22 protein-coding genes and 1 pseudogene are annotated in these 26,639 nt (G+C 47.0%); 3 read left to right on the top strand and 20 right to left on the bottom strand.

Annotated elements, in window-relative coordinates:
- Positions 1–343 precede the first annotated feature (343 nt).
- Positions 344–1,480 carry a leucine-rich repeat domain-containing protein gene (locus M1L52_RS14540; protein ID WP_248615748.1) on the top strand — a complete coding sequence of 379 codons (1,137 nt, stop codon included), beginning with the start codon at positions 344–346 and terminating at the stop codon, positions 1,478–1,480.
- Between the two features lie 93 nt (positions 1,481–1,573).
- A complete protein-coding gene (locus tag M1L52_RS14545) occupies positions 1,574–2,182 on the top strand; it encodes a hypothetical protein (protein ID WP_248615749.1) in 609 nt (202 codons plus the stop codon).
- Between the two features lie 534 nt (positions 2,183–2,716).
- Here the strand turns inward: M1L52_RS14545 and M1L52_RS14550 are convergent.
- Positions 2,717–3,442, bottom strand: a complete 726-nt coding sequence (locus M1L52_RS14550; protein WP_248615750.1) for a DUF2461 domain-containing protein — start codon at positions 3,440–3,442, stop codon at positions 2,717–2,719.
- A 35-nt stretch (positions 3,443–3,477) separates the two neighbouring features.
- Positions 3,478–3,861, bottom strand: a complete 384-nt coding sequence (locus M1L52_RS14555; protein WP_248615751.1) for a GtrA family protein — start codon at positions 3,859–3,861, stop codon at positions 3,478–3,480.
- A 42-nt stretch (positions 3,862–3,903) separates the two neighbouring features.
- Here M1L52_RS14555 and M1L52_RS14560 point away from each other — a divergent pair, with 42 nt between their 5' ends.
- Positions 3,904–4,209, top strand: a complete 306-nt coding sequence (locus M1L52_RS14560; protein ID WP_262918004.1) for a formylglycine-generating enzyme family protein — start codon at positions 3,904–3,906, stop codon at positions 4,207–4,209.
- Positions 4,210–4,400: 191 nt separating this feature from the next.
- On the opposite strand, the gene M1L52_RS14565 is transcribed toward M1L52_RS14560, so the two are convergent.
- From M1L52_RS14565 to rbr, 18 genes and pseudogenes are all read right to left on the bottom strand, one after another.
- The gene (locus M1L52_RS14565) at positions 4,401–5,204 is read right to left on the bottom strand and encodes a TIGR03915 family putative DNA repair protein (RefSeq protein WP_248615753.1); all 804 of its coding nucleotides are present in this window, start codon (positions 5,202–5,204) and stop codon (positions 4,401–4,403) included.
- Positions 5,205–5,239: 35 nt separating this feature from the next.
- On the bottom strand, positions 5,240–6,532 hold the full coding sequence (locus M1L52_RS14570) for a putative DNA modification/repair radical SAM protein (RefSeq protein WP_248615754.1): 1,293 nt from the start codon (positions 6,530–6,532) through the stop codon (positions 5,240–5,242).
- Complete coding sequence (locus M1L52_RS14575; RefSeq protein ID WP_248615755.1) at positions 6,526–7,149, bottom strand: uracil-DNA glycosylase family protein; 624 nt, start codon at positions 7,147–7,149, stop codon at positions 6,526–6,528. The genes M1L52_RS14570 and M1L52_RS14575 overlap by 7 nt, the downstream gene beginning before the upstream one ends.
- Positions 7,146–7,598 (bottom strand): thioredoxin-dependent thiol peroxidase, encoded by a 453-nt coding sequence (gene bcp / locus M1L52_RS14580; RefSeq protein WP_248615756.1) that lies wholly within the window; start codon positions 7,596–7,598, stop codon positions 7,146–7,148. Before bcp ends, M1L52_RS14575 begins: the two co-directional genes overlap by 4 nt.
- Positions 7,599–7,642: 44 nt before the next feature.
- On the bottom strand, positions 7,643–8,302 hold the full coding sequence (locus M1L52_RS14585) for a hypothetical protein (protein WP_317231494.1): 660 nt from the start codon (positions 8,300–8,302) through the stop codon (positions 7,643–7,645).
- A gap of 21 nt (positions 8,303–8,323) precedes the next feature.
- Positions 8,324–9,199 (bottom strand): DNA alkylation repair protein, encoded by an 876-nt coding sequence (locus M1L52_RS14590; protein WP_248615758.1) that lies wholly within the window; start codon positions 9,197–9,199, stop codon positions 8,324–8,326.
- A gap of 9 nt (positions 9,200–9,208) precedes the next feature.
- Entirely contained in the window at positions 9,209–10,198 is a 990-nt protein-coding gene (locus M1L52_RS14595; protein WP_248615759.1) for a tetratricopeptide repeat protein, read from the bottom strand.
- Positions 10,199–10,231: 33 nt separating this feature from the next.
- Positions 10,232–11,320, bottom strand: a complete 1,089-nt coding sequence (locus M1L52_RS14600) for a glycerate kinase (protein ID WP_248615760.1) — start codon at positions 11,318–11,320, stop codon at positions 10,232–10,234.
- A complete protein-coding gene (locus M1L52_RS14605) occupies positions 11,317–11,724 on the bottom strand; it encodes a PaaI family thioesterase (RefSeq protein ID WP_248615761.1) in 408 nt (135 codons plus the stop codon). The genes M1L52_RS14600 and M1L52_RS14605 overlap by 4 nt, the downstream gene beginning before the upstream one ends.
- Positions 11,725–11,729: 5 nt before the next feature.
- Complete coding sequence (locus M1L52_RS14610) at positions 11,730–12,284, bottom strand: very short patch repair endonuclease (protein ID WP_248615762.1); 555 nt, start codon at positions 12,282–12,284, stop codon at positions 11,730–11,732.
- A gap of 83 nt (positions 12,285–12,367) precedes the next feature.
- Positions 12,368–13,807 (bottom strand): transposase, encoded by a 1,440-nt coding sequence (locus M1L52_RS14615; protein ID WP_248615763.1) that lies wholly within the window; start codon positions 13,805–13,807, stop codon positions 12,368–12,370.
- 545 nt (positions 13,808–14,352) lie between these two features.
- Positions 14,353–16,152: pseudogene (recQ, locus tag M1L52_RS14620) on the bottom strand (DNA helicase RecQ); the annotation flags it as partial.
- A 24-nt stretch (positions 16,153–16,176) separates the two neighbouring features.
- Positions 16,177–16,566 carry a (deoxy)nucleoside triphosphate pyrophosphohydrolase gene (locus M1L52_RS14625; RefSeq protein ID WP_248615764.1) on the bottom strand — a complete coding sequence of 130 codons (390 nt, stop codon included), beginning with the start codon at positions 16,564–16,566 and terminating at the stop codon, positions 16,177–16,179.
- A complete protein-coding gene (locus M1L52_RS14630) occupies positions 16,566–19,715 on the bottom strand; it encodes a DUF3427 domain-containing protein (protein ID WP_248615765.1) in 3,150 nt (1,049 codons plus the stop codon). Before M1L52_RS14630 ends, M1L52_RS14625 begins: the two co-directional genes overlap by 1 nt.
- 2 nt (positions 19,716–19,717) lie before the next feature.
- Positions 19,718–24,418 (bottom strand): RecQ family ATP-dependent DNA helicase, encoded by a 4,701-nt coding sequence (locus M1L52_RS14635; RefSeq protein ID WP_248615766.1) that lies wholly within the window; start codon positions 24,416–24,418, stop codon positions 19,718–19,720.
- Positions 24,419–24,627: 209 nt separating this feature from the next.
- Positions 24,628–24,858, bottom strand: coding sequence for a helix-turn-helix transcriptional regulator (locus tag M1L52_RS14640; RefSeq protein ID WP_248615767.1), 231 nt, complete (start codon positions 24,856–24,858; stop codon positions 24,628–24,630).
- Between the two features lie 852 nt (positions 24,859–25,710).
- Positions 25,711–26,049 (bottom strand): MGMT family protein, encoded by a 339-nt coding sequence (locus M1L52_RS14645; RefSeq protein WP_248615768.1) that lies wholly within the window; start codon positions 26,047–26,049, stop codon positions 25,711–25,713.
- A gap of 28 nt (positions 26,050–26,077) precedes the next feature.
- Positions 26,078–26,620 (bottom strand): rubrerythrin, encoded by a 543-nt coding sequence (gene rbr, locus M1L52_RS14650; protein WP_248615769.1) that lies wholly within the window; start codon positions 26,618–26,620, stop codon positions 26,078–26,080.
- Positions 26,621–26,639: the final 19 nt, after the last annotated feature.

Raw genomic sequence — 26,639 nt, forward strand, 5'->3', positions numbered from 1 at the left:
CTGAAGTAGGAGTTCACGCCGTTCGGCGTGGGCATTTACTCGTTTAAGCTACATAGGTGTTTGCCGATACCTCAGAAACGTAGACGAAGTAAATTGTCCACGTTTTCTTTTTGTGTGTATTGAAATAACCTAAAACTATATGATTATGAAGAAACAACTGCTTTTACTTGTTGTATTGATATTACCATTGATAGCAAGTGCAGATGCTGTTGAAATCAATGGCATCTATTACAATCTATATACTGATTTTAATGTTGCAGAAGTAACGAGTAATCCTAATAAATATACGGGGAGTATAGTTATTCCGGAGTCTGTTAATTATAATAATGTTACTTATAGCGTTATGAGTATAGGTAATGAAGCATTCGATAATTGTTCTGATCTTACCTCTATCACTATTGGTAGTAGTGTGACGAGCATTGGCAATCAGGCTTTCGACGGCTGCTCTAAGCTTACCTCCATCAAGATCCCCAACAGTGTGACGACCATCGGCGATGCAGCTTTCAATGAATGCTTTGGACTTTATTCTATAAAGGTTGAAGCTGGTAATGCTATATACGATTCTCGCGATAACTGCAATGCTATTATAGAAACGGCAAGTAACACATTACTATACGGTTGTAAAAATACGCGTATACTCAGTAGTGTAACAAGTATTGGTGATCGAGCTTTCTATTTTTGTAGAGGTCTCACCACGGTCATCATCCCCAATAGTGTGAAGAGTATTGGAGAAAGTGCATTTAATTGCTGCTTTGGCCTCAAAACAATCACCATAGGCAACAGCGTGACAAGTATAGGAGATGATGCTTTCTTTTATTGCTATAACCTTACTTCTGTCATCATCCCCAATAGTGTGAAAAGCATAGGCAAAAATGCTTTCGCTAAATGCTCTAGACTTAACGCCGTCACTATCGGGAATAGTGTGACGAGTATTGGTAGTTTTGCTTTCGATGATTGTACTGACCTTATGTCTGTCACTATCGGCAATAGTGTGACGACTATTGGCAGTTATGCTTTTAGTAATTGTCCTCACCTGACCTCCATTACCATCCCCAACAGCGTGAAGAGTATTGGCTATCATGCTTTCGATGGTTGTACTTTCCTTAAGTCCGTTTTAATTAGCAGCGGCGTAACAAGTCTTGGATATAATTCTTTCGATGGAGTAGATATCCCCATCATTATTTCGCTTATAGAGAATCCATTTGGAATATATGGTAAAGGATCAAGTAAAAGAGTCTTTACATTTGGCACATTCGATTATGCTACGCTGTATGTACCCAATGGTACTATTGATAAATATAAGGCAACAGAGGGTTGGATGGACTTTGTTCATATTGAGGAAGGTAATCCCACTGGAATCAATGATGTTGAGAATGCCCAAAACAGTAACACCACTATTTACGACATGAATGGTGTTCACCTGCCAGAGACCAGAAAAGGTATTAATATCGTAAATGGCAAGAAGGTGATAGTTAAATAGTACGTACTTAGAGGTGAGTGACATTACGATATTTGAAGAGAGTTTCAAGAAGGAAGAAAAGGAGTAAACAAATCAATTAAAAATAATTTAGTTATGAAACATGTACGTTTTGAACCATGGAAAGGTGAAAATTACCTGACGAGTGGTTTTAATGGGAAAAAGGTTCTGGTTATTGGAGAAAGTTTTTACTGCTCAGAGGAAGAAGCAGTCCCCACTTTGACTAAAAAAGTAATAACTGACTATCTTGCAATCAGGAATGGTGAGTTTTGCGAAAATAAAGGTGAATGGACTAACACATATTTGAAATTCGAACGTTCCCTTGAAGGTAAAGAGACTTACCCAGAAGATAGTCAGAGGATATGGAATTCCATAGCTTTCTATAATTATCTTCAAGTTCCAATGTCTGGAGCCAGAGAATCAGGTTCTGCAATCGACTACAAAAATGCAGAGAATGCATTTTTTGAAGTAATTAATGATTTGCAGCCAGACTTAATCATCGTATGGGGAGTTGGTAAGTTATTTAACAATTTGCCAGAGGACAGATGGACATGGGGTGATCTGTTGAAAGTAGATGGATGGGAAATTAAAAACGGTTATTATCAATTGGAAAATGATAAACAAGTTCGCTGTATTGCCGTATATCATCCATCTACTGGTTATCAATGGGATTGGTGGCATAAAGTGATAAAGGGTGAATTATAATAAAAGAAATCAAGAATGTCTTTTATTGATTGATACGAAGAAGCATAGAATCGGGATTGGAGAATCACAGGGACAGGTTTTGAAGTGAACCCAGAAAGTTGGACACAACTGAAAGGTTCAAATGAAAAAGGAATTTAGTTTAGAAGAAAAGATGTCCGCAATTGGGTTAGTATTCCTGGTGACACGGTGCCTGTCCCTGATGACAACTGTCAGGAATGCCACAATAAAAATTTGAAAGAATTGACGCATCATCAATTCTTTCAAATAATAAGTCTATATGTTCTTCGTTATTTCCAGACTGCATTGTACTTTCGTGACACTTTTTCTGAACGAAGAACACTTTCTTTTTCCGACTGATTCAAATTGCCTGTACGAGCACGAACCAGCGCTTCACGAAGTTCTTTCGCAAATTGACCCGTGATGGGCTTTCTGGGTGACTCAATTCCTAACATAATTGTATCAGTATTTATTTCTCGATGCAAAGATATGAACTATCCTGATTATTTCCAAATATTTTTCGAAAAATCTTGCCGTTCACTCGTAATCGTCGATGACCGAATTGATGAAGTCCATCATGGGCTTGGCGGTTTTGAACATGGATTCAATCTCGTCAAGCCATTTATCGCCTTGGTAGAAGTCATCAGACACCTGATGCCAACAGCAGTAGTCCTTCATTCGCAGATACTCGATATGCACCCAGTCGCGAGGGAATCCCGATGGACAGCTCTTCAGTTTTTCCAGTCCAAAACCTTGTGGCTGATCCCACGAGGAGACATCAGTAGGTGTCTTGAAGCTACTGGCTTGCGGACTTCCGAAATACTTCTGGAACATCTTGTTCTCCACGCATTTAAGCCACTCGTCGGTATTGGCCATAATCTCATTTCGGCATGAGGTAAGGATATTTGTGGGCAACCAATAGTTGCCACAGGCCACCATGCAATGGCCTGGTTCCAGGTGCAGATAATAGCCCCCATGTAGTGCCTTCTTGCCGTGAGCAGCGATATAAGCCCCCAAGTGGTTCTTATAGGGCGACTTGTCGTTCGAGAATCGCGTGTCGCGATTGAAGCGGTAGGTGCAGTCCTTCACTCTCAGATGAGCAATCGACGGGTCGAAGCCGGCAATTCTTCCAATAGCCAGTTTCACCCCCTCCTCGAAGTCGGCCCTAATGGTGTCATACTCTGCCTTATTGGCCAAGTACCAGTCGCGGTTGTTGTTGGTCATCAACTGTTTCAGGTAATTCAATATTCGTTTTGCATCCATAATTAAAAATACTGAAGTGATAACTATCTCAATGACTACTGCTTTTTAAAGTGTTTGAAAACAAAACGTACCATGATGAAATTGGCTGGTACGGCGATGGCTAAAACAGCCAATGGGGCTACCGCACGGCTGAATCCCATCCACAGGAAGAAATTAAACAGCACGATATGTAGCAGGTAGTTAACAGCATGGGCGCCGCCAAAACCAATACCGTTGCAGACAGAGGCTTTTTCGCGGAAGGTGAAGTGGGCCGACAGATAGTAGTTAACTAAGAAACCAACGATATAGCCTACGGTATAAGCGATGTTTACCTCGATAAAGATCTGCAGCAACCAGTACACACCGTAGTGGATAGCGGCGGCAATGGTGCCCACGATACCAAAGCGAACAAGCTGGCCAAATGTTTCCTTTTTATCCATGAACCTGAAATTATGTTGCAAAGATACAAAAATTCGGTATAATTGTGTAACTTCGCACACAAATTTGTAGAGAAACTAAGTAAGATGACTGGTCGCCACTTCCGTCTGCCCACCGAAACGGAATGGGAATATGCTGCCCGAGGAGGACAGAAGTCGAAAGGCTACATGTACGCAGGTGCAAACGACACAGCATTGGTAGCTTGGCAATATACCGACAGTTTGTCGTCCCATCATATGCCTGTAGCCACCAAACGCCCTAATGAATTAGGGCTATACGCCATGAGCGGTAACGTGTGGGAGTGGTGCGATACGCCTTATGCACCCTGTGCCAACGACCAAGGAACCTGATTCACACGGTTTATTCGTAGCCGTTTTAAAGTTGTTCGTGGTAGCGGATTCAGAGGCTATGCCCGCTATGCCAGAGTTTCAAATCGCTATGCCATTGCCGCTTGGCATAATGACCATACGGTAGGACTGAGGCTTGTGATGCAAAAATAAAATGACGGTTAAACGAATTGGCCAATCAAAGTGTCATCTTTTTAATTCTTTTCCGTCATGTATTTCCAATAGCGACGAGGCATGTCCTGCAACTGCTTGCGGGGATTCATGCGCTCCTTGATGCAGATAGCCTTAAAATAGGTGCGCCAAAGTTCCTGGAACAACTGGTCGTTGTCGCTGAGCATGTTTGCATCAAGTTTTCCATTCGATAAATCAAACGGCACAGTAGCCTCGTCCTCGAAGGTGACGCGGACGGGCGCATTACTCCCCTCTCCCTCTGGAGAGGGGCCGGGGGTGAGGCTATAATAGTACCCATAATGCCGCTTCGCATCGTATATCAGCCACGGCTGGTCGTTGAAGCGGTCCTGGAAATGGTCGATGATGATGGGCAGCACGTTATGGTCGGGCGATACGACAGCCAGATAAGTGCCATCCTTCGCCTTCTGAAAACGAATAAACTGCTTCATCCTCAGTTGTTCATGCAGCACGCGTCGGGCGATATTTGTCACAGCCAACACATCAGTATCAGCGAAATTCCGTGATATATCGCCCTGACGAAAGACCTTACATATATATTGGAACAACGGCGTGTTCAGTTTCCTCAGCTCTGACAGCCAACTGACAGAGATCAGTCGCAGGGCCTCGCGACTGAGTTTCTTCTCCAACCCTGCCCACACCCGTCGTGCCTTTTCCTCGTCAGTCGTCACATGATAGGTCCGTTCACAGAACAGCGGCAACGCATCGCCCTCAGCCAGCAGTTGCTCTGGTTGTTCCTTCATATAGAAAGCATCGAACACCGCCGTCAGCAGTCCGTCCATCGTTCCATCAAACACATATACCGTCATCGCATCAATTCGTGTAATCCGTGAAATTCGTTGTCTTAAACATCTCCGAAGTCCAGTTTCAGTTGTTGTTCCTCTGCAGCCCGTTTCTGCTGGGCTTTCGAGACAAGCAATGGTCTTAGCCGTTCTGGTCGCAGTTCGTTGATGCCGACGATAGGCTGTGAGAACTGTGAGGTCAACTCGTTGCATGTAATAAAATACTTTGCCTTCTTCATGACGACACCCATCTTCTTAAGGTCGTAAGAAGTAAGACAGTTAAAGCGACGCGAGTTCACGATGAGCCAAGCCGACTTGGTACCGAGTCCAGGGACTCTCAATAGCTGCTCGTAATCTGCCGTATTGATATCCACAGGGAAATATTCAGGATGCCTGAGTGCCCACGCCAGTTTCGGATCCACCTCCAAATCAAGGTTCACGTGCATCTCGTCGACGATCTCGTCGACGCTAAAGTGATAGAATCGCAACAGCCAGTCAGCTTGATACAAACGGTTCTCGCGCACCAATGGCGGCTGCTTGAGTACAGGCAGTCGTGGGTCGTAGGTGTTCACACTCACATAGCCAGAATAATACACGCGACGCATGGTGGGCTGCTGATACAATGCGCTGGACATTTTCAGGATGTCCAAATCACTCTCTTTCGTAGCCCCCACAATCATCTGCGTCGATTGACCTGCTGGCACGAATCGTGGCGCATAGCGATACTTCTTACGGTCTTCCTTATTTTCCAGCACACCCTGCTGAATCATCTTCATCGGTTGGAACACGCTCTTGTGGTCTTTCTCAGGCGCAAGGAGCTTCAGCGATTCCTCCTTGGGTATCTCGATGTTCACACTCATGCGATCAGCATAGCGGCCAGCCTCGTTGAGCAGTTCTTGCGAACAGCCTGGGATGCTCTTCAGGTGGATATAGCCGTTAAAACGATGAACGGTTCTGAGGTCGCGAGCAATGGCAGTCAACCGCTCCATCGTATAGTCAGGATTGCGTACCACACCACTCGACAGGAAGAGCCCCTCAATGTAGTTCCTGCGATAGAACTCCATCGTGATTTCCTCCAGTTCGCTCACGGAGAGCGTTGCCCGCTTGATATCGTTGCTTCGACGGTTGATGCAATATGCACAGTCATACATACAGTAGTTCGTCAGCATCACCTTCAGCAACGAGATACACCTTCCATCATCGGCAAACGAGTGACAGATGCCCACGCCACCAACGGTTGAGCCCACCATGCCCTGCTTACCTTTGCGTACGGTGCCACTCGACGAGCACGACACATCGTATTTCGCCGACTCTGCGAGTATCCGCAGCTTCTCCATTGTCTTTTCTGTCAGCATGACTGCAAAGATATGAAGTCAAAGAAACAACGGTAGGCATCCACCTTTTTGTCGAACGACAAGGGGTAGGCACGAGAAGAGGAAGGAAGGCGATAGAGGATGATGGAAGATGTATGAGGGATTAGGGAAGATGTATTCACCTTGGGAATCTCTGAAATCCCCATTGTCTTACAGATAGTCTCTGTGGCCTTCTCGCCTGTAGTGACGATGGCGCGAAGATGAGGGAGCTGCCGGAGTAAGGCAGGGATGTCGGTTGGCTCCACCACCTCAAGAAACTTATCAGAGGCATTATCCTGGAGGCGACGGATGGCCGTAGAGGTATCAAAGAAGGCAAGCCCCTTCTCTTCGCAGAATGCCACGATTTCGTCAATCTTGAAACGCTTGTTTGGCACATCCACGAAATGGTTCTTATCGCCAAAGAATATCTGTCCCTCAATGCGCCAGTGGTCGTTGATAAAGTTCGGGTAATAGAAGTCCATGCACCACCGCTTGCGCTGGGGCGGAAAACTACCCAAGAACAGCAGCTTCGCGTTCTCCGGCAGGAAAGGCCGCAACGGGTGGTACTCTACCCCACCCCTGCTACGCTCAATATTCTCCGTGTTCAGATAGGAAGTCATTTGTTGAGAATCTGCTCTGCGTGCTCTTTGGTCTTCACCTGTTTGCCAGCGAAGATCTGCTCAATGATACCCTCCTCATTGATGATAAAGGTGGTGCGGATGGTGCCCATGGTCTTCTTGCCGTACATCACTTTCTCGCCCCAGGCACCCATGGCCTCCATCAATGTCTTGTCCACATCGGCAATCAGCGGGAAGGGCAGTTCGTGCTTCTCCTTGAACTTCACGTGCGAGGCAGCACTGTCCTTGCTCACACCTACCACCTCATAGCCCTTGCCTTGCAGTTCGCTATAGTGGTCGCGCAAGCTGCAAGCCTCAGCCGTACAGCCACTCGTATTGTCCTTAGGATAGAAATACAACACCAGTTTACGACCCTTATAATCACTCAGACGGATATCCCGTCCCTGTTCGTCTTTGCCCAGAATCTCGGGCGCCTTGTCTCCAATATTCATAGTTGTTAGGGGTTAATTATTTGTTTTTATTTCAATTATTCTGCTCACTTGATTAGCTTCGTAATCTGCTTATCGGTGGCCTCGGGCAACAGTCTGCGAAGGTGCTCAAACATCCGTTCGAATGACTCCTGTGGCGTGTGCTCGCATCGGCACATCTCACGTCCTAACAGCCGCTCTGGCGTTGTCAACAGCGACCAGCCCCAGCCGTATTCACGCCCATGCTTGTCAGTAGGATACACAAAGTCCTCGGTTATGATGCGACAGGCCATCTGCAGGCGTGTCACATAACCGTCAAACTTGCTCCGCATCTTGGGACCATCAAAGCCGCAGGCAGCACGCAATTCACGTGTAATCAGACTTCCATGCTCTGCCAATGTCAGCAAGATTGCCTCCTCGATACTGCCCTCCACAGGCGCTGGCCTCAAAGCGCGACGATAGTTGCATAGGTCAGGCCACCAGTCTTTGCTCACGAACCCAGCCTTGCCCGCAAAGAACTTGCCATACACGCAGTGTCCTTCGGTGACGATGGGCCCTTTCCATTTCCACAGCGGCCAGTCCCATCCGCCGTCATCGAACACCACATATCGATTGTCCTCATCCACCAGTTCCTCTGCCGAGTAGCCCCTGATGCCACTATCCAACAATGGCAGGAAGCCTACCTCCTGAATCAGGTCCATCAGTTCCGGACAGCTATGTATCTCCATGTCTCTCATATCAACAAGAGGTTATCGTTTCATCCAATATTGTCGTTCCTGTTCCGACATCTTTTCAATGGCATAGCGTAACATGGTGCGAGGCATTTCATGGGCATGTTGATGCAGGAATTCACGAAGAAGATCCATGCTTACGCGCTTACCCATCTCCCTTAGCATCCAACCCACCGCCTTGTGCATCAAGTCATGCGGATGATGCAGGTGTACCTCTGCATACCTCAGACACCACGACGGGTCCCCCATCTGTGAGGTCTTCCACGAACACACTATGCTCATTCTCTGCTTCCAAAGATTTTCGCTTTGTGCAAGTTCATCCAGCACTTGCCGCTTATATGCGATTTGAAGGGAATCCCATCCCCCTTGGGGGGCGACTGGGGTCTTTAGAGCAGCCACCGGATGTGGCTGCGGCCCCACAAAGGGGAGCGAATTCCCATTCGCGACGGTGGGAATCGGGAAGGGGCTTAGGTTCGTCGGTAGTAGCAGCCAATGCCCCAGAATCTTATGCACAGACAAATCCACAAGATCCCAGTTGTTCGCCCGCTCAGCATACTGCAGATACATCGTCAGAATCTCGTCGCGACCACAGATGGTCTTCTCGTCATTCTCCAGTCGTTTGGTAGCCAGTTTCTCAAATTTCGCGACCAAAATCAGCAGACCGCAAAGCCTCACCTCATGCCATTTACTCATCAGCAGTTCTGGCACCTCGTCCAAGGGAAAGTCCTTCCATGCATTTTTTACCACCTCGCGTGTCTGCGGAACCTTCAGCCCCAGGAACTCATCGCCCTCGCCATATTCCCCAGGCCCCGTCTTAAAGAACCCCATGAGTATCCGTCGCTGTTCCTCATTCTGCAGCGATTCCATATACGATATTATCTCCTTGGCCGTCATTTTCAATTCTCAATTTCTGTACTTCTCCGTCATCTTCCGATAAAAGTCCTGCTGTTCAGCATCGGTCGTGGGCTGGATGCCAGCGACTTGCTGCAGCATCAGCTCGATGTCACGAGTATTGTGATAGCCTAATGCTTTACGGGTGGCAACGCACTTCTGTAGCTCATGGGCGGCACGGGGCTTATCGCGCTCAATAAGCAGTTGGGCCAGCTCAAGACGGTAGCCCGTGCGAAACTTCTCCTGCCGTTGGTTCTGGATGGCCTGACAATAGAGCGCGGCTTTCTGTCCTGGGTCATCGGTCAACTCGGCCAGTTCGGCATAGAGATAACTGTCATGAGAACGCTTGAGCAAGTGATGATAGATGTCCACGGCCTTATCGCGTTCGCCCATAATGGTATAGACCACAGCAATATAGCGCTGGTTGTGCTTGTCGCGCGGATTGCGGCGCATGGCCTCCTGCAGCAATGGCATCACCTTCAGACTGCTGGCCATGACTTCGTCGTGCGACAACGGGGCCTTTTTTGTCATAAAGTCGCCATACATCTGCTCCTGCAATTCATGGAAGGCGCAGGTAAGCATCTGCTGGGCAACAGAGGGGATGGTGTATTTACTCCCCTCGCCATTCGGAGAGGGGCAAGGGGTGAGGTCTTTCCAATCCTCATCGCTCAACTTCTCGACCTTCAGCTGTTCCACAAAGTCAAGCATACAAAACGACTTACTCTCCTTATCGAGCGTCACGGCATCGTATAGGATGCTGCTGAGTGCCTTGCCATCTTTGTCTTCGATATTGAGCAGCACACGCAACAGCGCCTTAAAAATCTTCTCAGCCTCGTCCAGCCGTCGCTCCTTGATGCGTTTCTTCAGGATATCGTTCGCTGTCCAGAACATACACAACGTCGTATATTTACCCTGATGCACGGCGTACATCGGACGTATAGCTTCGTATGCCTCCTCTATTCTTCCCTGCTTCCGCAGTTCAAAAATCTCTTTTACGGTCATAGTAATAAACTCTTAGCCTCAACGATGGCAAAGTTACAAAGAATTTCGCAATATTCGCGAATTCCTGGCAGAAAAAGACACCGCTCGCCTGATATTTTCATTCGCTGTTGCGGGTTGCATCGCGATTTCGAGGGGTATTCCAGGAGGATTGATGCAGGCGACATGGGAGAAGCCTGCATCAAGAAGGAATTGTTCGTCAGCTATGCGGCCGGCTATAAGCATTACAGGAACATTTTGTTTTCTTGCTCGCTGCAAGATGCCAAAGGGCAACTTACCCATGAGCGTTTGGCGGTCTGCAGAGCCTTCACCTGTAATGACGAGGTCGGCATCTTGTAGCAGGTCGTCAAAATGGATGGTATCTAACAGGAGGTCGATGCCTGAACGACATTCGGCATTCATGTATTGCAGGAAGGCATAACCCAAGCCTCCTGCTGCACCTGCGCCAGGCGCGTTTTGGCAGTCACGGCCCAGATGCTTGGCAGATGCCTCCGCAAAACGTTTGGCACGAGCATCAAGGGCCTCGACCATTTCCGGTGTAGCTCCCTTTTGAGGAGCGAAAACAAAAGCCGCACCATTCTCACCACAAAGCGGATTGGTGACATCCGTTGCTATCGTGAAGCGGACATTATCCAGTTCACGCACATCATCCCAGGACTTCCCTTTGGCAAAACTATCGATAATCGCTCGCAGCATGCCAATGCCACAGTCGCTGGTGGCACTTCCGCCAAGACCTACGATAATGTGCTTGCAGCCTCTTCTAACAGCATCTACTATCAACTGACCAGTACCGTAACTCGTGGCCACCATTGGATTGCGCTCTTCGGGCTTGAGCAGCGTCAGTCCGCTGGCCTTGGCAATCTCTATTACCGCTGTATCGCCTTGAATGAGATACTGTGCCACGATAGGGCGCATCAGCGGGTCCTTCACGTTGACCTCTACGATTGAGCCACCCATCGCAGCCTTAAAAGCTCCCAGCCATCCCTCACCACCATCGCTCACAGGCACCTGCACAACCTTTGCCTCAGGCATCTTTGCAAGAATACCCTCACTCGCTGCTTGATTAGCCTCAGTCGATGTCAGGCAGCCCTTGAACGAATCTATCGCAACGATGATTTTCTTCATTCTTCCGTTGGCACCTTTACGCTTTTACGATAACCCATTCCCGTCACATGACAGATGAGTCGTCCGTCCTGATTGGTCACGCGCACCTCTACGGCAGGAATCTTGTGATGGTCGCAAATGCCGACAGCCTCAGCCCGCAGCACATCGCCCTCACGTGCACTCGATACAAACATGATGCTATTGTTGATGCCGAATGTCAGCTGACCGTTGTAGTTCATCCATGCCGCTATCGCCAAGTCGGCCAACGTAAACAGCGCCCCACCCTGACACACATTGCCGCCATTCAGGTGCATCTCCTTGACGGTCATCTCCGTCACAGCATGCCGCTCGTCCACCTCCGTAATCCTGCAACCCGCATTGGCCGCAAACCTATCCGTCCGATTCAATAGTTCCTTTATATCCATTGTTGTCATTTGTTTATTATCGTTTCTTCTGCCGCCATCGGCATCTGCATATCCTCTTCTTCCACCTTCGGATAAGAATTAGTCTTCGCCCCATGATCCTGCAACCAGATATGGTTCAGGGTGAATGCTATCGATTCCAGCGTCTCTTCTCGCTTTGACGGCTTCAGCTCGCACTCCCAAACGGTGATGCAATGCCAGCCCATCTCCGCCAGCCTCCGCTGTTCCTCCTTATCCCGTTCCTTATTTCTTCTAATCTTCGCCACCCAGAACTCCCTGTTCGTCTTCGGAATCTTGCAGCACCCCGAATTAGAAATCGTAAATTGTAAATCGTCAAATTGTAAATTGATATGGTGTCCATGCCAAAAGCACCCATTCACAAAGATGCACGTCCGATACTTTCTCAGCACCAAGTCTGGATGTCCAGGCAACCGCTTATGATTCAACCTATACCGGAACCCTCTCTTCCACAACCCACGACGCACAATCATCTCCGGCTTAGTATCCTTCGACCGAATCGCCGCCATATTGGCGTGTCTTTGTTGTGCTGAGAGTTTATCCATAAGTGTTCAAATAGCTATTACTTCACTAAAGTTTCCCACCTTTTCGGAGTGGCCTAAATATTTGATTTTCAATTTGTCTCATACTACGCGGCCTCCTCGTACTCTTCCAACGCTTCAGCCATGACGATGTACTTGTCGAGCATTTTCTCATTGCAGACGATGTTTGCAGACAGTTCTTTATAGGTGACTCCCAGCATATCCGCCAGTACATCGAGCAACCGTTTGATGACGGCCAGCAGCCGTTGCCAGAGCGTGAGTGCCATCAGGTCAGCCCTTTGCTCTTCGAACAAGGCTCCCATGGTCTCATAGTCGTTGAGCCGTTTGTCAAGGGCCAGTACGATGTAGGTCATGTGGCAGAGCGTGCAGTCGGCAATCTGTCCGTCGAAGTCCCTTCCCTGATAGCGTCCGAGGCCGAGATACTGCTTGCTCTCTTTCGCCAGCACCTCTATGCTCCACCTGATCTGGTAGGTCTCGAAACACTTGGTGATTCCCATTGTCAGGTCGGTGGTGACGATGATGTTCCAGTTCTGGTTGTGGCCGTACTTGATGAAGAAGATACGTACAATCTCCTTACCCATGAATCCGTTGACGATGAAGTAGCGGCTGTTGTACTTGGGCATCTTCTTTGCCTCAGTGCGCTCGTAGCGCGAGATCATCTCATATACGTTCTGATGGAATCCACGCACATAGTATCTCCTATTATCCATTTTACCCATACCGAGGAAATGCACGCTTCCGTCGCCTATGGCACGAACGGCATGTATGAATTCCTCGCAGGTGAACCAACTGTCGCAAAGGGCGTATGCGGCACGGAGCCCAGCCTTCCACGCGCGTTGCATCATGGCTACTGCGCAGTCGGTCTTCTTCATGTCCAGTTCCTTATGCCTTGCATGGTCGGGGTTCTTTTCATCACGCTTCTTGGAGAACTGCCCCTTACGTTCATCCCCGCTCAGGCCGTAGTTGCTCTCCTTGCCCTTCTCGCGGTGCAGGGAGAAGTCAACGGGTATCGTGGTACGCCCGTCGAAGTAGGCCAGTATCAGTTCCTTGAAGCCCAGCACGCACTTGTGTCTCACATGGTCGAACACGCGGCTGACACCCTCGATTGAAACGCCAGTCTTTTCCAATGTCGTGTCATCGATGATGTAGCAGCGGGGCTGCTCCGTCTCCTCAGCATGCTCCTTGCGCAGGATGGCGAAGAAGCGCACACACATGCGAAGCAGCAGGCAGCGCCAGTCCATAGTCTCACGATTAAGCATGCGGTAGTAGCAGTTCTTGCCAGTCTCGACCAAGGCATGGAAGTCCTTGCGGTACATACCGAAGACACTCTCGCCGTTGAAGCGGAACAGGCACAAAGAGATGATCAGCTGCAAGGCAGACACGCCCTGCTGCTTCTCCAAACCGAGTCGACGGAGGGCCTGAGAGAGGCCAAAACGACCAAAGGTCGATAAAATATCGTGGTTCACACGCTCTTTTTCGTTCAAAAGTTTGTACATCTCGTGGATTTTCTCTAATTTTGCAGTCATAACAGAAGTCTTGAAGCGTTTCGCATTTGTTTTGTTTAGCGACTACAAATTTACGAAATTTTTCTCGATTTCTGTTTTGTTTTGCTGATTATTTCATACTCAATTCGCTATGTCTTTATCACCTGTCAAAGGGTGGGAAACTTCAGTTACTTCATTTTCTTTCGCAATTCCTCAATTTGCCTATTGATGTCCGCTTGCATCTCAATAAGCCTTTCCATTTCCTGCTTATATCCATCGCTTTTTTTCTCACTTGAATCTACATCTGTGCTTGCTGACTCATCATCTCTGAGCCCAAGTTTTTTGATGCGCGATGATATACCTCCTGTATTTCGATTCATCAGAGATGCAATCTCAGACGCGCTAAGCCCTTGCCTATAGTATTCTGTGAGTTTCTTGTCTTCTTCATCATCCCAATGTGCATAAGCGCTTGCATGAAGTTGTTTCTGCTGTTCCATATAGGAAGCGGGCTCTGGCGATATCAAAATCGAAGGCACATCTGCAAATTCCACAACATCAGGAAACGGCAAATCCACGTTATCACTTGCATACTGCTTGATAGCCTCAATGAATGGCTTTCCGTAAGCTTTGGCCTTATACTCGCCAAAGCCATACACATCCGCCATCGCCTCCAATGTCGTAGGCCGTTTCAGCACAAGGTCCTGCAGCGATTTGTCGGACATGACAATAAAGGCAGGCTTACCTATCTCTGCTGCCACTTGACGTCGCACTTCACGCAGCCGACTGAACAAACCGCCCGATTGTCCTTGTCCAACTGTAGCCCATTCCATCTCCCGCTCCTCACGTTGCTTCTTCCTGCGAGATTTCACGGTAAATTCCTCGCGGTTGATGATGGCGAGCTGCACATTTTTCCTCCCATATAGCACCTCTTGCCCCAATTGCGTGATATGCAGATGCCGGTCTTCGTTATAAGCTATCTCGAAAAATCCCATCTGTAGCATCTGCAGCAGATAGTCGTGCCAGTCGCGAGCAGAAATATCGCGTCCTGCCCCAAAGGTCTTAATCTCGTTATACTTGTTGCTCACCACATCAGGCGACAGTGTGCCTCGCAGAATATCTACCATCAGCGTGAATCCGATTTTCTCCTCCGTACGGACAATGGCCGATAGGGCTTTCTGTACGATGGTCGTTCCGTCAAACATCTGAGGTGGCGTATGACACACATCGCAGTTGCCGCAACCTTTATCGCTTGTCTCACCAAAATAGTTCAGCAATATCCGTCGCCTACATACCTGTGCCTCGGCATACTCCTGCATACGCTTCAGTTTGTCGAAATTGATTTCCCGCTGACCACTCTCATCCGCAAACTTCCGCAGGGTGATAATGTCCTGCAGGTTGTAGAACAGAATCGTCTCGCAAGGCAGACCGTCGCGCCCACCACGCCCTATTTCCTGATAGAAACTCTCAATGCTCTTGGGCAGATTGTAATGAACCACAAAACGCACATTGCTCTTGTCGATACCCATGCCAAAGGCGATGGTGGCACAGATGACCAGCACACGGTCGTTCTGGAAATCATCCTGCACTTGGTTACGCTCAGAGTTAGGCATTCCAGCATGATACACACCTACGGAGAAACCATCCTGCTTCAACTTCGCAGCAAGCGCTTCCGTCGTTTTTCGAGCCAGACAGTAGATGATACCGCTCTCACCAGGATGTCTGCGGATAAGCTCCTCGATAGAGCGCAGCTTGTCCTTCGCAGAATAGCCACGTTTCACGTCAAGGCTCAGGTTCGGACGGTCAAAACTGCTGATGTAAGTCTTGGCATCCTTGATGTTCAGTTGCACCAGAATATCCTCCTTCGTAATTTTATCGGCAGTAGCCGTCAGGGCCATAATCGGCACGTGGGGGAACAACTGCTTCAACTGCCCCAGTTGCGTGTATTCAGGTCGAAAATCGTGGCCCCAGCCCGATATGCAATGCGCCTCATCGATAGCAAAGAGCGACACCTTTACATTCTGTAGTATCGTCAGCACACCGCCCACCAATCGTTCGGGCGAGATATAGAGCATCTTCACCTTTCCGTCCACGCAACGATTAATAATGTCGCGGTTATAGCCCTCGTCGTTACTGCTGTTCAATGCCTCCGCCGCAATACCGTTCATCCGCAAACCCTCCACCTGATCTTTCATCAACGAAATAAGTGGAGACACGATAACAGCCATTCCGTCCATCATCAGCGCCGCCATCTGAAAGCACAACGACTTGCCGCCACCCGTAGGCATCAGCACCAGCGAGTCGCCACCGCCAATGGTGTGCATGATGATGTCCTTCTGCAAAGGCCGGAACTCATCATACCCGTAATAGGTCTTTAACACCTGTTCTATATTATTCATCCTTATCTCGCTCATTTATCGTATTCTTGTTTTAATCGTTTGAACAACAATCACATCTGCTGGTAACCAGTCAACGCTATCCAGCTCATTCTTCGCCAGCCACTTCGCCGCTTCGTGCTCATTCAGATGCAGCGCCTCCGTCACCAGCGAGCATAGATAGCAATGCATGGTTAAATGGAACTTTGGATAATCATACTCCACCGTACAAAGAAACTCATCCACGCTGATTTCCGCAGACAGTTCTTCGCGAATCTCCCTCACGAGTGCCTCCTCCGGCGTCTCCCCTGTTTCCATCTTTCCGCCAGGGAACTCCCACCAGTCCTTCCACTCGCCATATCCCCGCTGGGTGGCGAATATCTTATCTCCCTTGCGGATTATTGCTGCTACGACTTCTATCTGCTTCATTATCCTACTGCCATTTTCTGAGCCTTATCCAAGATAAAGCCGGGTATATGATTCTGCATGGCCCAAGTAATAGTCATGGGTTTGTCGCCATGCGATTTGACATAGTCCACCAATCCTAAACAATAATAAGGTGAGGTAAAACCATATTCATCCACTTTGTGCTCTCTAACAAACAACAAGAACTTGCGACCATTCGTCCTTTGCTCTACATAACGACGGCCAGAATTCTGATGACTTGCGCTGTTTTGTGACTGCCAATTAAACAATGCCTCGTTGATGGCATAGTCTTCGTATTGCGTACTTGGCGAGAAGTCTTTGTCACTTTTATTCAGTGTCACCCAAAGCAGCTCTGTATTAATATCATCCAAATTCAAACAGCCACTTTGAGGAATGGCACCAGCTTTTTCTGCTGTACGCCTATTGAAAATAGCGAGTTGTTCCTCACGGGTATAACAACCAAACAATTCGAGTACGTTATCAGCTCCCAATTCTGCGATAGGCTTCGTGGATATCATCAGATGTTCTGACAAGTACTGCATAATCTGACGCAACTCGTCTACGAACAACGGATAAGTCCCAAACTTCTTCAGGCCTTCATCAACGCTGGCTAGTCCAAAATTGTCTATCGACTTCGCAAACAAATCATAGTAAAGCATCAGCGCAAAGGTGTTGTTTCTTGCATTATGCTCATATTCAAATCCGTTATCTATAAGTTTTGTGATAAAACCAAGATACCTGACTGAGTTAACATGAATGAGGCGAGACATATTCTTCTCGAAAACTTTTGTGAACTCGTCTACAGGATAGGTTAACATGCCTGCTTCACGCATCAATGCACTCCAGCATCTTGTTTTATAGATGACGCGAATATCCAAATCGTATTGCGCTAAGAATGTTGGCAGATTTAGAGGTTTCTCATTATTGACTCTGAATTGGCGTACTTCCAGAACAAGGCGTCGCAGATTAAAGATGGCCGACTTGATATTGCTGATGATGTACTCACGAGCCAGTTTATCCATCGTGATGGTGCATCCACGAGGTAGCATCGTGAAACTCTCTGCCACAGCACCCTTAATGGCTGTTGTTGTGACATTCTTCGCTTTGGGAATCAATGCCCTGAAACGGCTTTCATAGCTGTAGTTTACATGAGCCTGAGCCACGAAATCAAGTACCGTCAAACACTCTTTGTCAGGAGCGAGGCGCAGACCGCGACCCAACTGCTGAAGGAATATCGTCAGGCTCTTAGTTGGACGCAGGAAAAGCACCGTGTCAATCTCAGGAATATCAACACCCTCGTTATAGATGTCAACCACACAGATGTAATTGATTTTTCTGGCTCTGAACTGGCTCACTATTTCTTCACGACGTTCCAAACTGTCCTCACCAGATAACATGGCTGCACGATAGCCTGTCAGACACAATCCCGCTGCTACATCGCGCGCATGATCAAGCCTCGCGCAAAAACATAGTGCACGGCAATTGTGCTCATCTGACAAATAACGAGGTAACGACTCTGTAATAAGCCTCAATCTATCTGTGGTATTCAGTTTTCTCACAAGTTCGTTTTCATCGTAACCACCTTGCGTCCAAGCGACATGACTCAGGTCTGTAGTTCTGTCGCCTACGCAGAAATATTGGAAAGGCGACAGCAGCATATTGTCGATAGCTTCAGGCAAACGTAGCTCGGCAGCGATACGCTGATTGAAGTTCGAAAGGTTCACGCCATCGGCACGCTCAGGAGTTGCAGTCAGACCTATCAGTATCTTGGGCGTAAATAAATCGAATACCTTCTGATAGCTGATAGCTTCACTATGATGAGCCTCGTCCACAACGATGTAGTCATAATAGTCGGCTCCACATCTACGGAACGTGTCGAGATTGGAGTTAAACGACTGTATGGAGATAAACAAATGACTCAGGTCGCCTGATGCAGAAGGTCTGTGGTCACCTACCCAGAGTTCACCAAATTCGTGGAAGCCCAAAACGGAGCAGAACGTCTTGACAGACTGTTCCAATATTTCCTTTCGATGAGCCACAAAAAGCAGTCGATGGCGCTGATTGGCATCATAGAAACGCTTGTAGTCAAAAGCCGCTATCACGGTCTTACCTGTACCTGTTGCAGCTACTATCAGGTTCTTATAGCTTTGATGTATCTCACGTTCTACCGTCAATTTGTCGAGGATAGCCTTTTGGTGAGGCAATACATGATATTTTTGCAGAACACGACCTACGCTTCTGTTTACTTCATTTCGCTCTGCTATGGCAGCCACGAAACGGTCATAGTCATAATCCTCGAAATTGTCGCTGTTCCAGTATGTGTCAAACGTGGCAAGGGCTTTCTGAATGATGTGCGGATTCTCCTGATTGGTAATACGCATGTTCCACTCCAAGCCCTTTGTCAAAGCGGAACGTGACATATTCGAAGAACCAATATAAGCAGTATTCATGCCACTCTCCCTGACAAAGATATAGGACTTAGCGTGCAAGCGGTCTAAGTCGCAATTATAAGATACCTTTATCTCAACCTTGTTGGGAGCCAGCTGTTTTAGAAAGTCAACAGCCTTGGGCTCACTGGCACCCATGTAAGTTGTGGTGATGAGCCTCAATTTTGCATTAGGCTTAGCAAGGAACTCGCGCAGAGCATTCTCGAAAATTCTGACACCAGAAAACCTCACAAAAGCAACTATCCAATAGATCTCATCTGCTGTATGAATATCGCGTTCTATCTCACCATCAATCGAAAGATCTGTGTTACTACCTGTAAAAAGGTTGCTGACCGTGAAGCCAGAAAGAGGACGCATTGTAACACGCTGTTTTGCCTGTTCCTTCGTAAGTCCGGCCATATCAACAATACCACTCAGCAGTTCTTCTTGATTCGTCAGTAAACTATCATCAATGTCACATTGCCAGTTCTTATCGATGTAGTTCAGGATGTCATTAACGAATTTGAATCTGCCATCAAGCGTCTCAAACAGCGAATCATCAGAAAGCAGACTATTGATAATCTTAGCCACGTAATTGGTAAGCAATTTAGGTGCCTCCCCTGAATCAATACTGTCAGTAAAGACATACTTATCAGATAGAGTCTCCAACTTTTTCTTCAGAGCCTCATATATCAACGATTCGTATATACCCGACTTTAGTTCCATATTTATTCTTTATTATTTTCAATCTTAGATAAAACCATATTTGCCAAACAAACGGCATATTCCATATCTGCATCTTTGGGTTTCCAAGCCAAAGTATAGCTTACCTTTGCGTTTGTCACTTCGTAACCTTTATGCGTCCATACCTTCAGTTTGTCTTTACCAGAGGCAGACAAAGCAGCAATATTGATTTCTTGTTCATTTAGCAGGTATCCGTCTTTGTATTGCAGGTTGTCACCACTTCTGAGACGAAGCACAATATCCTTGCGTCCCTTAAAGAAATCAAGCCAGACATCACGCATATTCAAAGCGATCGATATCGAAGAATACTCGGTAGGAGGATTTGTAACCAGATACAGGTTACGCTTTGCCCGAGTGAGTCCCACGTAATAAGCTCGCACATCATTAACATCCCTCCCGTCTGGAATTGGCGACAAAAGATAAACGGTATTAAATTCACGCCCCTTTGCTTTGTGGATAGTGCTCACAAACACTGACTTATCATCAGCTGCTATAAAATCTTCAATATTCGACTCGAAGATGTATTCACGTAAGTCGCTGCGATAGTAGAATTGATGAGTAATCTCAAAGTCTGAGAAGAAATGCTGCATGACACTTAGACAAGAACTTGACGCATAGGTTTCCAGTGTACGCTGTTTGGCCTCATTCCACTTTTCTTTTGAAATGGTCACTTCATTTTTCCCACCAAGCTGTTTAAGGAAATAGCGGACTTCCGCAAGATTCCCAAAACGGAATCCTCCCATTGATTGCGCAATTGTAGCATGTAAGCCGCGTTGCTCTAACTCATAAGCTACTTGCATTGTTTCCTCATTTGTGCGAGTCAATATAGCGGTACTTCCCTCCACTTTAATTTCAGCATCCAGAAGCGATTTCAAAGTCATCACCTTGCCATCTTCCCGTGTCGCAGACTTGATGGAAGTATGTTTCAAACGACCAGGAATCCGCTGCACATATCGGTTGGCACAGTCAACTACTGCTTTCGCAGAGCGATAGTTGTCTGTCATCTCGTATAACTTAGCACCCTCTTGCTCAACGAGTGACTGCATATATCGTGAGTCGGAACCACGGAAGCCATAAATATTCTGGTCGTCATCACCCACAGCAATGACACGCATTTCTTCATTCTGTCGCATCAAAGCCTGAACCAAACGGAAATCATCCTGGCCCATATCCTGAGCCTCATCAATAACCAGCACACTCTTTGCTATCTTCGATGCCTCCACCTCGCTATTTTCAATCATCTCTGCTGCAAGGCGTACCACATCTTTGGCCTCGTCCAAACTTCCCTGTTTGCCAACAAGGTCAAAGCTATAGGAATGGAATGTTTTGATGTCCACATAGTGCGCAGCATTACCCACCAAATCTATGAGTCGTTTCTTGAACTCTGTTGCTGCTGCTCTCGAAAACGTAAGCATCAGCAGCTGTTCGTGTTTTACATCCTCCAGTAACAACAATGACGCCAACTTATGCACTAATACGCGCGTTTTACCACTTCCCGGTCCTGCTGCCACCACGATATATTTCGACTCCTTGTCATCAATAATCTCACATTGACGATTGGAGAGCTCACCAAAGAGTTTATTGTATTTAGCGGGAGTGATATTCTGGTCAATCTGCGCCCGACGTTCTTCTTTGAAATACTGGTTGATGAATTTGCGGAAATCAAGTGTAAAGTAGTCGTTCACAAAACGCAATGCAGCATTGTAGTCACGCACCATCAAGTTTGCATATTCACCCACGATATGGATCTGGCGGATTCGTTGTTTATAGAATTCATCCAACAAGCGATATTGTTCCTTGCCATATCGTGTTCGTGTTGCAACGAGGCGGCCTATCTGCATGGTATTATAGAGAACGATAAAACCACCCTCTATCTTCATCAACTCTGTCTTGGTGAGATACAGCAAAGCTTCCTCGATGTCAGCAATTGTGGGCTTTTCATTTTCGGCAAACATCGTTTTTTGTCGACTGGCAATGAATTGCTGTAGTAGTTCTACAACGGAAAAGTTAACAAGCGTAGTGTCCTTGCCATCGTCCTTCTGAACACTCAAACTGTCGACAATAAACCTACTAATATCCATCCGTCGTTCAAATCGAGTATTTGTTGCTTCTTTGGACGACTGAAATCTTACATTGACGTATCCCGTAATACTATGCTCTTGTTTGTAGATATATCCTTTCAGCGTCATGAAGTGCAGCAACATCCTTAGGCGTTTGACATTAGAATAATTCATGCCTGCCTTTTGAGCTTCCTCATTCAGTTCCTTATAACTGAACCGACGTGACTCTTCTGAGAACTGCTGCAACATAAACTGTTCCAGTCGCAACATGGCATCAAGGTTCCTCACTGTCGTACTCTTGGTAATCCATGCTTGCATGTCGCGACTATCGGCCAGCAAGCCATCCTGCCGCATCAAATTGATGTTGCGTATGACAGTCGCTTTATTCATGCCAAGGATATCAGCGAGATAATCCACCCGACTTTCAGCTTCAGCACCTCGTCCTTCTGCAGTCGCACGTGCACTGATGAGTGATTTGATGATGCGGGCAGCTTCTTCACGTGACTGTTCGTCAAAGAGAGGTGAAATCATCAGCTTACGCCGTGCCTCGTCCATATTCTTCACGGCAATACCCGTAGCAAATACGTGCGGCGAGTTACTGCCACGTTGTATGAATCCTGCATCTTCGAGAGCTGCTATTGCAGCTTTAACTCGAGTCTCAATGTCATCTATTTCATCTCCCCATCCAGCCTGACGTGCTATATCCAATGGCGAACAACTTACCTTATCTCGCTTAGCCGTAAGATCCTTAATGGCTTTCCAAACCTGCTGAATTTCACTGATACTGAGCTTCGTCTGGTTGAGAAGTATAAAGTGCTTATCAAGGTCGCTGTCAGCATACAGTACAAAGCATTCTGCCTGCATTTGTGGATCACGTCCTGCACGGCCAGCCTCTTGCACGTAGTTCTCCAGTGAGTCGCTGATGTTATAGTGTACTACCAATCCCACATCTTTTTTGTCAACGCCCATACCGAATGCAGAAGTGGCGACAATCACCTGTGCTTCACCACTCATAAACGCATTCTGGTTTTTCACCTTCTCGGCTGCCTCCATTTTTCCATTGAATGGCAAAGCTCGAATGCCGTCATTGACCAAATGCTGTGCCAATTCGCGAGTTCTTCGGGTTCGTGATACATATACTATCGAAGGGCAATTGTGCCCTAGAATCAATGAGCGAAGTAAGTTATATTTCTCATCAGCAGTATCAGCATGAAGCACAGAGTAACGCAAATTCTTACGCTCTGCATTGGCTGCAAACACTTTCAGTTCCAAGCCCAACTTGGCTCTGAAGTAGTCACAGATATCGCTGATAACCTTTTGTTTGGCTGTCGCTGTAAAACACGAAACCGCAATTGGTTGGTCTAACTGTTTCTTTTCCTGCAACTGGCGAATGAAATCACCGATATATAGATAATCCACACGGAAATCGTGACCCCATGCTGAGAAGCAGTGTGCCTCATCTATTACAAAACGAACAACATTGCGCCCCATCAACAATCGCTCTATGGTCTTGCTACGCAACATTTCTGGAGCGATATATAACAAATTGGCAGTTCCATCAGCTACCTGCTCAATAGCAGTAGCACGTTCGATAGGATCTAATAGTCCATTGATGGTCACTGCATCACTAATACCACGAGCAGCAAGGTTGTCCACCTGGTCTTTCATCAACGACTGTAAAGGCGAAATAACCACTGTTAGCCCATGCGTATTCCGCCCAGCCATCAAAGCAGGCAATTGGAACGTAAGACTCTTACCACCTCCTGTCGGGAATATCGTCAGCAAGGATTCTCCTTGAATAGCAGATTCCACTGCCTGCTGTTGCATAGGAACACCATCGAAGATACGGAACTCATCATAACCAAAGAATTCCTTCAGCCCGTAATGAGCATCTAACCGCTGATGACAAAACTCGCAATCGCCACAAGATGTGTTGCACAGCATGTTCATCACATTCACCACCTGCGGGTAGTTTCGTATTACCCATGCCGGAGTGATAGAAAAGATGTCGTCAGCACCAATAACAGCTAAACAATAAGCCAACTCTATGGGATACTGTTTGGCCAAGATTTCGAAGTCAGCATTACTGCATATCTTCCCCTCATACTCCTTTAGAATCAATTGCTTCCAATCTAGTCTGAATGCAAATATGGATGATATCCAACTGACATTTGGCGAATATCCTATATACTTGAAAAAGCCTCCAAACTCCTGTGTTTCATTCAGCAAGTAATAATAGATTTCCCTTCTATTCTCCGTCAACTGATTCCAAGCTGCAACCTCGTCATTTAGCAAGTCACGAGCCTTCATCGAATCATTCACAGGATTGTTCAGTTCGTCCACCTGTAACTTATCATCCTTTACCAGATGATGATATGGTCGCTTAGGGAAAAGTAGAGGTGATAAAAACAGCGTATCAACAATCATAGGATTACCCCTCAATGAAGTATACATCAGGTCGAAATTGATGATGTTATGCCCACACACCGTATCGCATTTTGACACAAAGGCATCGAAGTCAGCCTTGAAGCTAGAGTGCAATACTGCACCATCCTCCCTAACTGCTCCGTAATCCGCCACCTTTTTCGTCTGCGGATTCACCTCCGTATCAATAAATGCAATCATATCTTCATTTTTGTTTTTATTCTCTTGGATAGCCTCGACTTGGCTTCTCGAAGATCTCTCGAACCTCTCCCGCGCTCGACCTTGGTCGCTTGGCTAGCCCAAGAATGTCTCGGCTTGCTCTCGGCCACCTTTATCCTCGGCCTCGCTACGATATACCAACGACGGCCGAATGACCTTCCAACGACCTTGTTGCGATAGTTCTGCGTTATTCATTTTGATTCCTGAGAAAGGAGATATTGTTTGTACTCTCTCACAAGTAGTTCCTTGATATCCACTTCGAGCAAGTCTGCAATCTTCAGCAGACAAGCCAAATCTGGCTGCGAAGTGTTAGTACACCATTTACTGACCGTTGACGGAGTAACCCCCAACTGTCCTGCAAGCCAACGTGCAGTTCGTTTCTTCTCGAACAAGACCATTTTTATTCGGTTAATATCTTCCATATTCAATAGTTTATTGCACAAAGGTAGTGATTTATTCTCAATTTCTTCACGAAATAATGAAATAATCGAAAATATCAGCCACTTTTTATGCTTTTTTATGCAAAATAGTGCCTTTTCCCGCTCAACCTATGTTCATTGCCTCACGAACATAGGTTCTCACCTCTTATGAACATATCTGGAAAGTCCCACGAACATATGTTCATGAAAACAACGTTCTCCAACTGCCCATCTTTTTCAAGAAAATGAGGCTTTACCCATACTGTAGCCATACTCTAGCCTGCTTCTAGCCATACTCTAAGCATACTCTAGGCATACTCAAACAGTATGAGTAGAGTATGGATATAGCCTGCCATCTCCGACGCAACCGTCCGTCTGAACTATGGCTACGCTTTCACAAAGACTTTATTCACATGAAAGTTCGATTTTGTGTAAATATGATACACTTTTTCTAACGCCACAGACGAGCAAGTCGATGCAGCCTGGGAACTATTTCTGTATCACATGGAAAGGCAGGGAAATGCAACGAAAATGAAAAAAGAGGAGGAATTAGCACATAAGGAAGACTAAAGGAACACCATAGGAGGAGTCTTCTTTCCCTCTTCTACCCCTCTTCTTGGTGTATTATATTTCCTTTTTTTATTACAAAAACCTAGTCCCTTCCTTCCCCCTACCAACGACCTTGCTACGACCTTCCAACGACCTTGCTACAAAATCGGCAAATACGCCCTATTATCAAGTAAAAATTCTTGTCAAATTATCTAAATTTTGCGCCCGTACATACAAAAAAATACTGGTACACGTAGGAAAAAGTGCGGCTACGTGTACCAGAAAAAAAGCATTCGAATAGCGATTTTATTCCATTGGCGGTTCCCACAGATGCCGCGCCATATCCACATGGCCGTTGGTCTTGAAACGGACACCCTCTTCCTCAAGCAGGGTGCGCTGGCGGCTCCAGCCAGGGGCTGTGCGGCCTTCCTTGTTGACCACACGATGACAGGGCAATGACTCTGCTCCAGGCGTATAACGAAGCGTGCGGCCCACCATCCTCGAATGGCTGGGCCAGCCTGCCAAGGCGGCAATATGGCCGTAGGTGGTCACCCGTCCGCAAGGTATCTGGCTGACGATATTCAGCACGGCATCACGAAACGCCCGAGCCTGTTTTGGCGACATCCTGTCTGGGTAGTCGTGCATCAATGATTATCTTCGATGACTTCAATTATCAATAGTTCTCTGCCTTGATCTGGAAGTAGCTCTGCGGATGGTCACACACTGGACACACCTCGGGAGCCTTCTTGCCGATAACGATATGGCCGCAGTTGCTGCATTGCCAGATGACATCACCCTCGCGAGAGAAGACCACAGCATCCTCAATGTTCTTCAGCAACTTGCGATAACGCTCCTCGTGATGTTTCTCGATAGCCCCAACGAGTTCAAACTTTGCAGCAATCTCGTTAAAACCCTCCTCGCGAGCCTCCTTGGCCATACGCGCATACATATCTGTCCACTCGAAGTTCTCGCCATTGGCAGCATCCGCCAGGTTTGTTTTTGTATCGCTCACGCTACCGCCATTCAAGTACTTATACCACATCTTCGCGTGCTCCTTCTCGTTGGCAGCGGTCTCCTCAAAGATAGCGGCTATCTGCACGAATCCATCCTTCTTGGCCTTAGAAGCAAAATACGTGTACTTGTTGCGTGCCATACTCTCGCCTGCAAAAGCCTCCTTGAGGTTCTGCTCGGTCTTTGTTCCTTTCAGTTCTTTCATAAGTCTCTTTTTTGTTGGT

This window comes from Prevotella sp. E13-27 (assembly GCF_023217965.1).
In the GTDB taxonomy this organism is placed as follows: domain Bacteria; phylum Bacteroidota; class Bacteroidia; order Bacteroidales; family Bacteroidaceae; genus Prevotella.